10 protein-coding genes and 1 other annotated feature are annotated in these 15,067 nt (G+C 39.5%); all 10 genes read right to left on the bottom strand.

Going from position 1 to position 15,067, the window contains the following annotated elements; genetic code table 11:
* Positions 1–41 precede the first annotated feature (41 nt).
* Positions 42–1,481, bottom strand: a complete 1,440-nt coding sequence (gene gltD / locus AC6R0T_RS04410; protein WP_303754427.1) for a glutamate synthase subunit beta — start codon at positions 1,479–1,481, stop codon at positions 42–44.
* Between the two features lies 1 nt (position 1,482).
* Positions 1,483–5,952 carry a glutamate synthase large subunit gene (gltB, locus tag AC6R0T_RS04405; protein ID WP_303754519.1) on the bottom strand — a complete coding sequence of 1,490 codons (4,470 nt, stop codon included), beginning with the start codon at positions 5,950–5,952 and terminating at the stop codon, positions 1,483–1,485.
* 254 nt (positions 5,953–6,206) lie between these two features.
* Entirely contained in the window at positions 6,207–8,999 is a 2,793-nt protein-coding gene (gene ileS / locus AC6R0T_RS04400) for an isoleucine--tRNA ligase (protein ID WP_303754429.1), read from the bottom strand.
* A gap of 73 nt (positions 9,000–9,072) precedes the next feature.
* Positions 9,073–9,283: a binding site (T-box leader), on the bottom strand.
* Entirely contained in the window at positions 9,267–10,028 is a 762-nt protein-coding gene (locus tag AC6R0T_RS04395) for a DivIVA domain-containing protein (protein ID WP_206903892.1), read from the bottom strand. Its footprint overlaps the feature before it by 17 nt.
* An 18-nt stretch (positions 10,029–10,046) precedes the next feature.
* Positions 10,047–10,829 carry a YlmH family RNA-binding protein gene (locus AC6R0T_RS04390; protein ID WP_230708891.1) on the bottom strand — a complete coding sequence of 261 codons (783 nt, stop codon included), beginning with the start codon at positions 10,827–10,829 and terminating at the stop codon, positions 10,047–10,049.
* A 20-nt stretch (positions 10,830–10,849) separates the two neighbouring features.
* Positions 10,850–11,059: a YggT family protein gene (locus AC6R0T_RS04385; protein ID WP_051113726.1), complete on the bottom strand. Its 210-nt coding sequence runs from the start codon at positions 11,057–11,059 to the stop codon at positions 10,850–10,852.
* Positions 11,060–11,129: 70 nt separating this feature from the next.
* Positions 11,130–11,666 (bottom strand): cell division protein SepF, encoded by a 537-nt coding sequence (locus AC6R0T_RS04380; RefSeq protein WP_303754432.1) that lies wholly within the window; start codon positions 11,664–11,666, stop codon positions 11,130–11,132.
* Positions 11,667–11,680: 14 nt separating this feature from the next.
* A complete protein-coding gene (locus tag AC6R0T_RS04375; protein WP_303754434.1) occupies positions 11,681–12,358 on the bottom strand; it encodes a YggS family pyridoxal phosphate-dependent enzyme in 678 nt (225 codons plus the stop codon).
* Positions 12,359–12,382: 24 nt separating this feature from the next.
* Positions 12,383–13,621 carry a cell division protein FtsZ gene (gene ftsZ, locus AC6R0T_RS04370; protein WP_206903887.1) on the bottom strand — a complete coding sequence of 413 codons (1,239 nt, stop codon included), beginning with the start codon at positions 13,619–13,621 and terminating at the stop codon, positions 12,383–12,385.
* 24 nt (positions 13,622–13,645) lie between these two features.
* Positions 13,646–14,974 (bottom strand): cell division protein FtsA, encoded by a 1,329-nt coding sequence (gene ftsA / locus AC6R0T_RS04365; RefSeq protein ID WP_206903886.1) that lies wholly within the window; start codon positions 14,972–14,974, stop codon positions 13,646–13,648.
* Positions 14,975–15,067: the final 93 nt, after the last annotated feature.

Genomic DNA, 15,067 nt, shown 5'->3' with positions numbered 1-15,067 from the left:
AAGGTCATGTTGAACCTTTGTACTGGAGTTTTCTATTTTATTTACTGGTAAACTAATGCGCGCAAAGCTTCATCAACTTTTTCCGCTGTTTTACGGCCTTCAAAAATCGCCCAAATAACTAAACTTGGCCCACGTTTTGCATCCCCGGCTACTAAAACACGTTCGTTATTGGTCGTATAATCATCGTAAACTTCAGCAACTGAAAACTGTTCCAATAAACTTTTTTCTGCCCCTAAAAAGCCCATCGCAAGTAAAACCAAATCTGCTCGAACTACTTGATTGGTTTCAGGAATTGGCTGGAAGTTTTGATCAACAGCAACTGTTTCAACCCCAATCACTTGTCCTCTTTCAGCGCCAATAAAACCTGTAGTCGAAGTGCTATAAGTCGTAATCGTTTCCCCAAAAGTTTGCAAGGCTTCTTCTTGACCATAGCCGATTTTTCCAGTTAATGGGTATTCTGGCCACGGGTTATTGTTTGCACGTTGTGTTGGCAATGCCGGTGTGATTTCTAATTGTTTGACAGAAGCGGCTCCTTGTCGAATGGCTGCACCAATACAGTCATTTCCAGTATCACCACCACCAATCACCACCACATGTTTTCCAGCTAATTTTTTGCTGGTCGCATCTTTGCCATGCTTTAAAACATCCTTGGTCGCTTCGGTTAAATAATCTACTGCAAATTGAATTCCTTGAAAATGTCGTCCAGTTACATTTAAGTCTCGCGGCACACTGGCTCCTGTCGCTAAAATCACGCGATCGTATTTTTTTTCTAAATCAGCAGCGGTAATATCTACCCCAATCTCGGTATTTGCAATAAATTTAACTCCTAGCTCTTGCATCAGATTAATGCGGCGCATAACGATATCTTTGTCTAATTTCATATTCGGAATGCCATACATCAATAAACCACCAAAACGATCACTACGTTCATAAATCGTTACATTATGTCCCAATTGGTTTAAACGCCAAGCCGCCGCTAACCCAGCCGGACCACTGCCAACAATGGCAACCTTAAATTTTGTACGTGTAACAAAGAGACCACTTTCTTTTACCCAGCCTTCTTCAAAGGCTTTATCAATAATAAAACGTTCATTATCATGAATCGTTACACCATCACCATTTAATGATTCTGTGCACCCTTTTTCACATGGAGCTGGACAAACGCGACCGGTCATTTCCGGTAGTGGATTAGTTTTGGCAAGACGTTCAAAAGCTGCCTTAAATCGCCCTTGGTAAAGGAGATCATTCCACTCTGGAATTAAGTTATCATTGGGACAACCAGAGGCAACTTTTTGTGTACCGTAAAATGTTCCTGAATGACAAAAAGGAATACCGCAATTCATACAGCGGGCTGCTTGCTCTGTTCTTTGTTTCTCAGCAAGCGGTTCTTGCAGTTCATACCAGTCGGCAGTTCGCTCTGATACGGGGCGAAAAGGATTATCTTGACGTTGATATTTTAAAAAGCCAAATGGATCTGCCAAATTAGCCACGCTCCTTTCCTGCAACTGAAATTGTTACTTCTTTTTTTGTGCCGATTACTTTTTCAAAAGCGGCATGTAGCAATTTATCGCCTGCCAGTCCTTGTGCTTGAAATTCTTTTAAGGCATCGTTGACAGCGTGAAATTCCTTTGGATAAACTTTAATGAAATCTGTTTTTGCTGTTTCCCAATTTGCTAAAATTTCGGCTGCTTTTGGTGAAGCAGTATATTCAAAATGATTTTCAATCAATTCTTTTAAGATATGGTCTTGTTCGTCAACTGGATACAGCTCTACCATTTCCATATTGCAGCAAGCAGGAAAACTCTTATCTGAATCGTAAATGTAAGCTAAGCCACCTGACATACCCGCAGCAAAGTTACGACCAGTTTTTCCTAGAATAACTGCAATACCACCAGTCATATACTCACAGCCATTATCACCTACACCTTCAACCACTACTTTGGCACCGCTATTGCGGACACAAAAACGTTCGCCCGCTAAACCACGGAAATAAGCTTCTCCTTTATTAGCGCCAAAACACGCAACGTTTCCAACAATTGGTGAATTTTTTGTATCATATGCTGCTTTTTGGGGAGGAACAATAATCAAGCGTCCACCACTTAATCCTTTTGCTACGTAGTCGTTAGCTTCTCCGATTAATTTTAACTCCATCCCTTGGGTTGTAAAGGCACCAAAACTTTGACCCGCAATTCCTTCGTACTCGTATTTCAATAAACCTGGCGTTAAGGCGTAATTGCCAAAACGTTCAGCAATCCAGCCTCCCATGCGCGCGCCCACAGAGCGTTTCACATTGTTGATATTTTCTTTTACTGTTACGGTTTGTTTGGCTTCAATTGCCGCTTTAGCATAATCATCTAGCAATGGCCATTGCCGTTTTTCCAAGAAAGGATCACTTACTTTTCGTTCAATACCGGCAGTTGTAGCTAACATTTTAGAAAAATCAAGGGATTTTGCTTTACCTTTTGCTACATAACGCGGTTTAATCACTTCGGTGTGACCAATCATTTCATCAATCGTTTTAAAACCTAATTGCGCCATAATCTCCCTTAAATCTTCGGCTAAGAACATCATTGCATTTATCACGTGTTCAGGTTTGCCCGCAAAGAATTGTCGGAGGGCAGGATTTTGGGTGGCGACACCGACAGGACAGGTATTTAAACTACATACCCGCATCATGACACAGCCAACTGCCACTAATGCTAAAGAAGCAAAACTGTATTCTTCCGCTCCTAATAAGGCGGCAACGGCAATGTCTTTTCCTGTCATAAGTTTGCCATCAGTTTCTAAAATAACCCGTTGGCGCAACTGATTTAGCGCCAATGTTTGATGGGCTTCAGTTAAACCCATTTCCCAAGGCAGACCAGCATCTCGCACTGAGTTTCTAGGAGATGCGCCGGTTCCGCCATCATAGCCAGAGATTACCACAACATCTGCTCCAGCCTTTACCACTCCGGTTGCAATAGTACCCACACCAGTCGAAGAGACCAGCTTAACATTGATTTTGGCGTAAGGATTAATCGCTTTTAAGTCATAAATTAATTGCGCCAAATCTTCAATGGAATAAATATCGTGGTGCGGTGGTGGTGAAATGAGCCTAACCCCTGGAGTAGAACCGCGAATTTCTGCAACCCAAGGAAAAACTTTATTGCCTGGCAATTGTCCGCCTTCGCCGGGTTTAGCCCCTTGTGCCACTTTAATCTGTAATTCTTCAGCGCTCATTAAGTATTCGGCATTCACACCAAAACGGCCAGAGGCGACTTGTTTAATTTTACTATTAAAGTTTCGTCCATCTGGCAGTGGTTTGAAACGATCGCGATGTTCGCCACCTTCACCGCTATTAGATTTCGCACCAATAGCGTTCATAGCTTCTGCTAAACATTTATGGGCTTCTTCACTTAAAGAACCATAGGACATAGCACCAACTTTAAATCGCTTCACGATATCAGCAGCTGGTTCCACTTCAGCCAAGTCTACTGACGGTCGGACATTTTTAAACTCCCACATCGAACGCAAAGTCGCAGGTGTTGCTAATGCTTCTTCATTCATAGCTTTGGCGTATTCTTGATAGAGTTCATAACGCCCACTACGAACTGCTTTTTGGAAATTATAAATCGTTTTGGGATTAAACAAGTGATGTTCGCCATCAGCTTTGTACTGATAACTACCACCAGAAGATAAATAATCATTGGCATTAGCACCAAAAGCTTGTTGATAACAAGCATAATATTCTGCTTCAATTTGGGCCAAACTTAAGCCACCAATCCGGCTAGCCGTACCAGTAAAATATTGTTCTACTACTGTACTGGAAATTCCTACTGCTTCAAATAACTGTGCCCCGTGATAGCCTGCGACAGTGGAAATACCCATCCGCGACATCACTTTAATGAGACCTTTTTCACAAGCCTTGCGAAAATTTTCCACTTTATCACTTAAATTATAAGCTAGTAAAGAAGCATAGGCTAAATAAGGATGTACACCACTAGCACCATAACCGACTAACATGCCACAGTGATGTACTTCACAAACCTCAGCAGTATCAGCCACAATTGAAGCCAGTGATCCTTTTCCACGAGAAACTAAATAGTTATGCAACCCAGAAACTGCTAATAAAATTGGGATTGCCATTTCCCCTTTTTGGCGATTGCGATCACTTAAAACGATAATCGTTCCGCCATTATCGATTTTTGTTTCCGCTTCTTTAAAGACATGTTCTAAAGCTTGCTGCAAACTGTTGGGATCATCTTCATTTACTGGATACAAAATAGATTGAACCACGGTTTTTTGTTGATCTTGATCGACCGTTAATAACTTTTCAAAGTCTGCTGTACTTAAAATTGGACTGTCAATTTTTACTTTACTACAATTTTCAGCCTGATCTTTGCGAATATCGCTATCTCTACCGAGGAAAAGTTCTGTCCCAATTACCATTTTTTCACGAATAGCATCAATAGGCGGATTGGTCACTTGGGCAAATTGTTGTTTGAAGTATGTGAATAAAGATTGTGGTTTTTCACTTAAAACTGCTAGCGGTGAGTCAAATCCCATCGAAATAACAGGTTCTTCTCCATTTTCAGCCATTGGTACAATGACGGTACGTAAAATTTCGTCAGTATACCCATTGAGTTGCCACAATTGTCGGATTTCTTTTTCTGACAAGGGGTTGCTTTTTTTCTTTGGTGTTTTTATTTCGTTTAAATTGATTCGCTTTTCTTTTAGCCATGTTTCATAAGGCTTAGCCGTAGCATATTTTTGACGAATTTCTTCGTTACGATAAATTTTTCCTTGTTTTGTATCGACTAAAAACAGATTAGCCGGTCCTAAAACACCTTTTTCAAGTACATCTTCTGGGGCTAAATCGACTACCCCGGATTCTGAAGCAACCACAATTAACCCATCTTTTGTAATGGAGTAACGAGAAGGCCGTAATCCATTTCGATCTAAAGCTGCCCCAACAATTTCACCATCGGTAAAACATAATGCAGCCGGTCCATCCCAAGGCGCCATAAAGCTCGCATTGTATTCATTAAAGGCTTGTAGTTCCTTGGTTAAATTGGCTTCTTTTGACCAGGCTTCTGGTACCATCATCATTAATGCATGGGGAATATCGCGGCCGTTACGATACAAATATTCTAAACAGTTCTCTAGTTTTGCCGAATCTGAATTGTCTTTGTTGTAGACTTCAATTTTATGGCTATGCATCCAATTTTCTGCACCTCGAAGTGTGTTGATTTCCCCATTGTGGGCCAAAAAACGAAAAGGCTGTGCGCGGTCCCAACTTGGAAATGTGTTGGTAGAAAAACGAGAATGAGTCAAGGCAATGCTCGTCTCCATTGACGCATCTTTTAAATCTGGGTAAAAAAGGCCTACTTGGTAAGCATGTAACATCCCTTTATAAACAATTGTTTTGGCAGACAAACTACAAATGACCAGCTCATCTGGATTGTATGATTTTTCAATTTTCCGGCGCAAACGAAATAGTTGGTCTTCAAAAGCGCGGCCGCTTTTCACATCCATCGGTTTTTCAATAAATAATTGTAAAAAATTCGGCATAACAGCTTGAGCGCCAGGGCCACATTCATAAAAGTTAAAGGGTACATCCCGCGCCCACAAAACATCATACCCCGCTTGTAAAATGTCCTGTATTAAAACATTAGTCATTTGTTCTTTTTGTATTTTATCCTTAGGTAAAAATAACATTGCTACTGCGTACTCGCCTTTTTTAGGCAATGTTACTCCAGCTTCTTGGGCTTTTTTTTGAAAGAAACGATCTGGTAAAGCCATTAAAATGCCTGCACCATCACCAGTGTCTGGTTCAGCACCAGTCCCACCACGGTGATTCATTCGCTCTAACATCGTTAAGGCATGTTCAACTAATTGGTGAGAGGGCTTGCCATCTTTTTGTGCGATAAAGCCCATCCCACACGCATCTTTTTCAAACTTGGGGTCGTACATCAAGTTTTTTTCTGCAATTTTTTCCACGCAAGCACCTACTTTTTTTATTTTCTGAAAATTCTAATTTTTACTAGTTTACATTGTTTTTCACAACACTGCAATTACTTTCAAAAATTTTCATCGTTTTTTTTTAGAAACGTTCGTAAAATATAACATCCGCTTAAAAAAACAGAGACGAAATAAGGACTTGAAATGTAAGACATTCCAGGTCCTTATTTATAACATGAAAAGCCGGGATTGGCGACTTTAAATTTTTATTCGATTCCTTCAGCTACTTCATTAGGGTAATTTTCTTTGACGATTTGTGTACAGTGGTGACATAAGGTTGGTAAGGCACTATCACTGCCGACTTCTTTTCTAACTTGACGGCAACGATCACAGACATGACCATCTGCTTTTTCAACTAAAATCGCAACGTCTTCAAATTTCATAGCATTTTCTGGAACAAGGCTACCAACTTGTTCAACTTTAAAGTAATCTTCTGCGACAATTAGTAATTGCGCCAAATTGCTATCGACTGCAGTTAAAAGGGCAGCAACTTGTTCATTGGGATAAATCGTTACTTTTGCTTCTAGTGGTTTACCAATTAATTTTTCATTTCGGGCTTGCTCTAAAGCTTTTAATACACTATCTCTAAAGTCTAAAAAGGCACTCCACAGATCAAGTAATTCATCTTGGTTGGCAAATTCTTTATAGCCGGGCATTTCTGCTAATTGAACGTAATCTTCTTCTTCTGGTAAGTAAGACCAGATCTCTTCAGCTGTGTGCGGGATGATTGGTGTCAAAAGTTTTGTCAAAGCAACGACTGCTTGATAAAAGACTGTCTGCATCGCGCGACGCGCATGGTCATTTTCAGCTTCAATATAGACGACATCTTTGGCAAAGTCTAAATAGAAAGAAGATAAGTCTACTGTTAAGAAATTCATCACGGTACGATAGATGTGTAAGAAATTATATTTTTCATAGCCATCTTCTAAGATTGTCTTTATAACTTGGTTTAACCGTACTGTCATATATTTATCAACCGAGCGTAATTCTTCAAAAGGCACAGCGTCAGCTTTTGGATCAAAGTCATTTGTATTAGCTAACAAGAAGCGCATCGTGTTACGGATTTTACGGTAAACTTCTGAAACTTGATTCAAAATATCCATTGAGACCCGTACATCAGCTTCATAATCCACACTTGCTACCCACAGGCGTAAAATATCTGCGCCCATTTGATTGATAACTTTTTCAGGAGCGATGGTATTGCCTAAAGATTTACTCATCTTCCGACCTTCGCCATCTAACGTGAAGCCCTGTGATAAGACGGCTTTATAAGGTGCTACGCCATTGATGGCAACACTGGTAGTGATACTTGAGTTAAACCAGCCACGGTATTGGTCAGAGCCTTCCAAATACATATCCGCAGGAAAGCTTAATTCGGGCCGTTGACGTAAGACTGCTTCATGGGATGAACCTGAGTCAAACCAAACATCCATAATATCATTTTCTTTCGTAAATTCTCCGTTTGGTGAACCAGGATGTGTAAAGCCTGCAGGTAATAATTCCTTGGCTTCTTTTTCAAACCAGATATTTGAACCATGAGCGGCAAATAATTCAGCAACATGTTCAATTGTTTCCGGTGTGATGATTGCTTCCCCATTTTCCGCATAAAAAATTGGCAATGGTACACCCCACGCTCGTTGACGGGAAATCACCCAATCACCACGGTCGCGAATCATGTTGTAAAGACGTGTTTTTCCCCAAGGAATAATCCAATCCACTTTTTCGATTTCAGTTAAAATATCGCTTCTAAATTTATCAATTGAAGCAAACCATTGTGGTGTTGCGCGATAAATAACTGGTTTTTTTGTTCGCCAGTCATGAGGATAGCTATGGGTAAAGAAGTCTAGTTTTAATAATGCACCTTTATCATCTAATAACTTGGTAACTTCTGGGTTTGCTTTGTCGTAAAACATCCCTTCAAAACCAGGTGCTTCAGCCGTAAACATACCACGATTATCAACTGGTGATAAAACTTCTAGTCCATATTTTTTACCAACGATGTAGTCATCTTCACCATGTCCTGGAGCAGTGTGAACTAAACCAGTTCCGGCATCTAGCGTAACATGATCTCCACACATTACAAGTGAGGTCCGATCGTAAAATGGATGTTTTGCCGTCATATATTCCATTGCTGTACCTGGAAATTCCTGTAAAACTTTGACATTTTCCCAACCAATTTGATCTTTAACGGTATCTAATAGGTCTTTGGCAACGACATATTTTTTTCCATCGGCTTCAATTTGTACGTAAGTATAGGTTGGATTAACAGAAATACCAAGATTTGCTGGTAAGGTCCAAGGGGTTGTTGTCCAAATTACAAATGAAGTGTCCGTATCTAGCAAATCTTTGCCATCTACTACTTTAAAGGCAACATAAATTGATGGTGATTTCACATCTTTATATTCAATTTCGGCTTCAGCTAAAGAAGATTCACTTGATGGTGACCAGTAAATTGGTTTTAAACCTTTATAGATATAGCCTTTTTCTGCCATTTTACCAAAAACGCGAATTTCGGCTGCTTCATAGGCTGGGTCTAAGGTAACATAGGGGTTATCCCAATCACCAGCAACACCTAGTCGTTTGAAGTCATTACGTTGTTTATCAACTTGTGATATCGCATATTCCCGACATTTTTCCCGGTACTCTGCCATTGTCATTTCTTTACGTTTAATCCCTTTATTGGTTAGAACTTGTTCGATTGGTAAACCATGTGTATCCCAACCAGGAACATATGGCGCCCGAAAACCAGACATTGATTTGAAGCGGACGATAATATCTTTACTAATTTTATTTAATGAATGACCAATATGAATATTCCCATTGGCATATGGCGGACCGTCGTGTAAAACAAAAGAAGGTTTACCTTCGTTTAATTTTTGGCGTTGCCCATACAAGTCAGCTTCTTCCCAATTTTTTTGCCATTCTTTTTCCCGGTTTGGCAAATTGCCTCGCATTGGAAAACCGGTTTTACCTAGATGTAATGTTTCTTTCATCTTCATGAATATCCGCTCCTGTCCTTTATTTTTACAGTTAGCAACTGTGAAAAAGTGTATAAAAAAACGCTCATCCCCAAAAAGGGACGAACGTTGTCGTGGTACCACCCAAATTTGTACAAAACTGTACTTCTTTGTGATTGTTAACGTGAATCACACGTCAATGTTTACTTCATTCAACATTAAAACCAATAGAGGATCTTTTTTTTAGTAGGGTTCATCGGTCTTTCACTGTCACCGACTCGCTTTAGAAATGCTAAAAACTTTTCTGTTCTATTTTTGGTCTTTTTCTTCAATTTTATTTAATAATTCTTTGGCATCGTCTAATGTGTTGACCGCAGGAATTTCTTGACTTGGTGTAATGATTTTTTCACTAGCTTCTACGATATCGACTTGATTTTCAGTCATATCACTGTTTGAGTTTACTTCATCTGGATTTTCTTTGTCAAGTTCTTTTTCCATTAGTTGTTGGAAAGCTTCGTGGCCATCTTGAACGTAGCTTGCAAATGGCTTCAAAATTTCATCCCATTCTGGACTTTTCACTTGTTCTAATTGAGATTGCAACATTAATGTTAAGTTTTGGTGGAAAACGCGTGTTTTGGTTTTCAAATCATTGGTTTCTGTTGCAAGTTGACGCGCACTTTCGCTAGCATCATTTAAAATTTCTTTAGCTTTTTGTTCTGCAGCGGTGGTTAATTCATGGGCGTGTTTTTCAGCACTTGAAACTAACTCATCGGCACGATTTTGCGCTGAGGTAACAATTACTTCAGATTCTTTGCTGGCACTCGTTTTTACTTTATCAGCAGTATCTTGGGCTACAATGATAGACTGGTTTAAGGCGTCTTTTAATTCATTGAAATATTCCAGTTTTTCTTCTGCATGTTTTAAAGCTTTTTCCATTTCACGATTCTTTTGAAGTAATTCTTCATAATCACGACCAACTAAATCCAAGAAGTCGTCTACTTCATCTTGATTATATCCCCGCATTTTTACTGCGAAGGTCTTATTATTAATGTCTAATGGAGTTAATGCCATTTTTTCTACCACCTTTACTTATTTTCTTAAAACACCTAATGTTAAGCGTATTTTATCTTTTTTGGTTTTACCTTCAATTCCTTGCAGCTGAATACGACCAAAGCCTCGTACTGAAATAATGTCTAGTAAATCTAACATAAAATCTGGTCGCAGCGTTTCTGTCCAGTTGACTTTGATTTTCCCGCTTTCCACCAATTGTTTGGCCCGTTGGCGGGAAATGTTGAAAACAGTAGAGATTACTGTGTCTAAACGTAAAGAAGAAACCGTGGTTTTTTCTTCTTCCCAACTGTCTTTGGGTTTTAAAATCTCTGTATAACGCACTTCTTCTAGGCGAGTTGTTACATTACCGACTTTAGTAAGTTGTAAGGCAACAAAACTAGCAACTTCTTTTGCAATGAAGATTTGCCAGGCTGTACCATCACTAATAATATCACCGAAATATTCCCGCTTAATTCCAGTACCCATTAAAGTACCTAATAATTTACCGTGACTTAAATTGGCAAATTTAACAGGATAGTGCACTTGATAAACGGCAATATCAAATTCGTCTAAAGAGGGTTCGTAATAATCCGGATAAATTAATAAACGCCGTCTTTCAGCTTGTTCATAACCGCCATAAAACATAAATTTCAATTCTGTTTCCTGACGAATCAACGTTTGCGCGATATACGCTTGACGCGGATCTAAAAAGTCGGTTAAATACGGTGCATATTGCATTTGCACTTGTTCAATCCAATCGGTTACAGCGTCAATAAAAGGGCGTTCATCAGCCCGAAAATGTTGATAGACATTTACGTTCATTGACTCCCACCCCTCATTTCTTAATACATAATATTGACTAATATAGTCGTTAGGCCTTGGCTGGCCAAATTTAACACGATAATTGCAACAGCAATCGTTAAGTCAATCGGCCCAATTGTTAAATTAAGACGATCGAATAAACTTAAATATGGTTCACAAATTTTCCGCAAAAAGCGACCAATCGCTGATTGATAACCGCCTGGAAACCAAGACAGTAAAGCATAAATCATTAGTAAAACCGAATATAAATAAACGGCATCTCTAAATAAACTCAATAACCTAAAAATGGCAATTGCCTCCTCAATTTAAATCGTATAAATCCGTTTCAGTTGGAAAAGTTCCTTGACCGTCAATTTCAACATCATAGGGCGTACATAAGAAAATTTCGTCCCCCACGCGTTTAATGTCGCCATCTTGAGCATAGACTGTTCCGGTTAGAAAATCTACGATTCGTCTTGCTTGATCTTCTTCAACTGATTGAAAATTAACTAAGACTGCTTCTCCATTTAAAATATGTTGGGCAATCTTTTTTACTTCATGGTAATTACGCGGCTCTAAAATCGTAATTTTTCCAGCCGTATTTTTACTTGTATTTACCGGCTGTTGCCGTTTAGGCGTTACAGGTGTCTTCATATTTTGCCGTAACGAAACAACTTTTTTATCTGATTTGGGTGTTTCATAGACAGGTTCATGATTTGTTACAGGATTTGATTTTTCAACCGGAAGTTCTTCAACAACTGCTTCTTCATAACCATTGACCGCAGGGGCCACTTCATATTCTTCATAGCTATCTTCTGATAGACCGAAAAAATCTGCCGCTTTACTAAAGATCGACATGATAACTCCTCCTTTTAGGCATCTTTGACTAAAGCCGTACCGACACGAATAAATGTTGCCCCTTCATAAATAGCTGCTGGAAAGTCATTACTCATTCCCATACTTAATTCATGACAGGGAGCATAGACTAAATTGGCTGCTTCAATTTCTTGTTGCAGCTGCCGTAGCTTTCCAAATATAGCGCGTTGTTCTTCTACCTTAGCTCCAAATGGTGCCATTGTCATCAGACCTACGACTTGGATTTTATCATAAGCACAAAGAGCAGCAATAAATTCAGGAAGTTCTGCCGGTGTGACGCCATGTTTTGACGCTTCACCAGAAACGTTAACTTCTACGAAGCATTTAATTACATGCTCCGCTCTTTTTTGAATTTCAGCCGCCAAGCTTAAGTTATCTAAAGCATGGAAATAGTCTATTTTATTTATAATTAATTTTACCTTTCTCCGCTGTAAATTGCCAATAAAATGCCAGCAAATCGTGTTAATATCGGCTAATTCTTGTTTTTTTTCTAAGAAAACATCTGTCCGGTTTTCTGCTAGATCCAAAACATTTTGCGCAATTAACTGGCGCATTACCTGGCTGGAGACAGTTTTCGTCACGGCAACCAACCGGACACTTTTTTCATCACGACCAACAAGAGCACATGACTCCTGTATCTCTTGTCGGACCTCCCGCAAGTTCTCAGCAATCATGTGCTCTTACCTCCAAAGCTTTAATTAACGTTTGCGACGGAAGAATGGTGGTGTACTTAATTCGTCATCATCACCAGATTTTACATCGTCACGATTAAATGTATCGAATTCTTTCTTTTCGATATTTTCAAATTGTGTATCATCAACTTTAGGACGCACTGTTTGCTCCTTGCGAATATCCCAATCACCAAAAGCATTATCATCTTCAGGTTGTGTTGGTTTTGCTTGTTCCATATCTAAAACCGGTTTTTGTGGGATGCTGTGGATTTGATTTTGTCTTGAAGTGCGGCCTTTATTTTCTTTTTTTGTTGGATCAATTCCTGTTGCAATTACTGTTACGCGAATCTCATCACCTAATTCTTCATTAATTGAAGTACCTAAGATAATGTTTACATCGCCAGTTGCAGCATTTGCAACAATATCAGAAGCATCTTGTGCTTCAAATAAAGTCATATCCAAGCCGCCTGTGATATTTAATAAGACTTGTTCAGCACCATCGATTGAAGTTTCTAACAATGGCGAAGAAATAGCTTTTTTCGTCGCTTCGATTACGCGATCTTCACCAGAGGCAACCCCGATCCCCATTAAAGCAGTACCTTGGTTTTCCATAACTGTTTTCACATCAGCAAAGTCCAAGTTCACGTAACCCGGAGCTGTAATCAAATCAGAAATGCCTTGTACACCTTGGCGTAAAACATTATCAGCTTCACGGAAAGCTTCTAACATTGGCGTTTTCTTATCAACAACTTCTAATAGACGGTTGTTTGAAATAATTAATAATGTATCCACATTTTCTTTTAATTGTGCGATACCTTCAGCTGCAAAGCGGCCGCGTTTTGGTCCTTCAAAAGTAAAAGGACGTGTCACAACACCTACAGTTAATGCGCCAAGTTCTTTGGCGATTTTTGCTACGATTGGAGCAGCACCAGTACCAGTACCGCCACCCATACCAGCGGTGATGAAGATCATGTCTGCACCATCTAAGGCTTCGCGAATTGATTCTTCACTTTCTTCAGCGGCTTTTTGGCCAACTTCAGGTTGTGAACCAGCACCAAGACCACGTGTATATTTAGGACCTAATTGAATAACTGTTTCTGCTTTTGAATTTTTTAAGGCTTGCACATCCGTATTAGCTGCGATGAACTCTACACCTTTAACGTTTTCTTCGATCATTCGGTTGACTGCGTTGCCACCGCCACCGCCGACGCCGATAACTTTAATGACTGCGCCGTCATTTACGGTATTGTCAATTGAAAATTCCATAATGTTTATTCCTCCTGCTTGGGTTTAGTCGAAAATATTCGAAAAGAAATCTTTTACTTTATCTTTAACGCTTTCGCCAGTAGATTCATTTGTTTCTTCATAAGTATCTTCTTGGCCGTCATATTCATCATAGGCTTGCTCTTGTGTAACAGGAACTGGTGCTTCATGGCTTGTTGCAGGTTGTGTTTTTTCCCCTGTTACAGCCGTTTTAGCTAATTGATAAACTTCACTTAAGTTAGCAGAATAGTCTACGATTGAAATCACATTAGTAAAGACTGGGTTACGTAATCCCATGTGATTTGGCACGTACAATTTCACATTTGTGCCAAAAATTTCTTGGGCTAAGTCTACCACACCAGGTAAGCTTGCAGCGCCGCCTGTTAAAACGACACCTCCTGGTAAACTTAACGCATCAATTTCGTCTAGTACTTCTTTAGACTTGTTGAAGATTTGTTCCATCCGCGCTTCAATAATTTCTGCTAAATAGCGTTCATCAATTTTAACCGGTTCAGATTTACCAATGACATCTACTGGAAACTCTTCGCTAGCAGAAGTACGCTCTGGATAAGCATCCCCATAATTGATTTTTAGTGCTTCAGCGTTGTTAAATGAAGTATTTAAAACAGTTGAAATATCTTTTGTAACATATTCCCCGCCTTCTTGGTTAACGTGGGTGAATTTCAATTGTTTATCATGCATAACTGAAGTTGTCGTTTGACCGCCACCAATATCAATCACAGTCGTACCAAAATCTTTTTCACCATCAGATAAAATAGACTCTGTTAAAGCAAGTGGTGTAATCACCATTTCATTTAAATGAAGTCCTGCTTTTTCAACACATTTACGAATGTTGTGTAAAATTGTTTTAGGGCCGGTGAAAACAACGCCGAACATTTCTAGACGTACACCAATCATCCCCCGTGGATCTTTAATACCTTCAAAGCCATCCACAGTAAATTCTTGCGGCAAAATCGTAATGATTTGTCTTTCAGGAGGAACTGAACGTACTAAAGCAGCTGAAGCAACATTACGTACATCTTCATCTGTAATTTCTTTTGATTCGCTGTTAACAGCAATCATTCCTTGACAGTTTTCTACTTCTAATAAGTTTGCTGGAACACCAACGCTCACACTGCGAATTTGGATACCTGCTTTTTCTTCTGCTTGCTTGACGGCCCGTTGAATTGCTTGAACCGACTTTTCAATATCGACAATAATCCCTCTGTTAATACCTTCAGATTTGGCGTTGCCTACACCAATGATATTCATTTGGTTTTCGACATACTCTGCAACGACAACTTTGACTGAAGTCGTTCCAATGTCAAGGCCGACATACATTCCCGTTTTTGCCATGAATGGGATTCCCTCCTACTAAATTTCCATATAGATCGAACAGTAAAGGTTCGTTTTTATCTATCAGTTTAATATTTTGTTCACTGCTAACAA

The sequence above is a fragment of the Enterococcus sp. S86.2 genome, from assembly GCF_059834485.2.
The sequence above is the reverse complement of the archived record's forward strand: the minus strand, read 5'-3'. Positions and strand labels throughout refer to the sequence as shown.

Excerpts from the sequence above, each read along its gene's own strand:
- AC6R0T_RS04390 (WP_230708891.1), bottom strand. The coding sequence starts at position 10,829 with ATGAACGTAAATGTCTATCAACATTTTCGGGCTGATGAACGCCCTTTT.
- AC6R0T_RS04395 (WP_206903892.1), bottom strand. The coding sequence starts at position 10,028 with ATGGCATTAACTCCATTAGACATTAATAATAAGACCTTCGCAGTAAAA.
- AC6R0T_RS04385 (WP_051113726.1), bottom strand. The coding sequence starts at position 11,059 with ATGATTTATGCTTTACTGTCTTGGTTTCCAGGCGGTTATCAATCAGCG.
- ileS (WP_303754429.1), bottom strand. The coding sequence starts at position 8,999 with ATGAAGATGAAAGAAACATTACATCTAGGTAAAACCGGTTTTCCAATG.
- ftsA (WP_206903886.1), bottom strand. The coding sequence starts at position 14,974 with ATGGCAAAAACGGGAATGTATGTCGGCCTTGACATTGGAACGACTTCA.
- ftsZ (WP_206903887.1), bottom strand. The coding sequence starts at position 13,621 with ATGGAATTTTCAATTGACAATACCGTAAATGACGGCGCAGTCATTAAA.
- gltB (WP_303754519.1), bottom strand. The coding sequence starts at position 5,952 with ATGTACGACCCCAAGTTTGAAAAAGATGCGTGTGGGATGGGCTTTATC.
- AC6R0T_RS04375 (WP_303754434.1), bottom strand. The coding sequence starts at position 12,358 with ATGATTGCTGAGAACTTGCGGGAGGTCCGACAAGAGATACAGGAGTCA.
- AC6R0T_RS04380 (WP_303754432.1), bottom strand. The coding sequence starts at position 11,666 with ATGTCGATCTTTAGTAAAGCGGCAGATTTTTTCGGTCTATCAGAAGAT.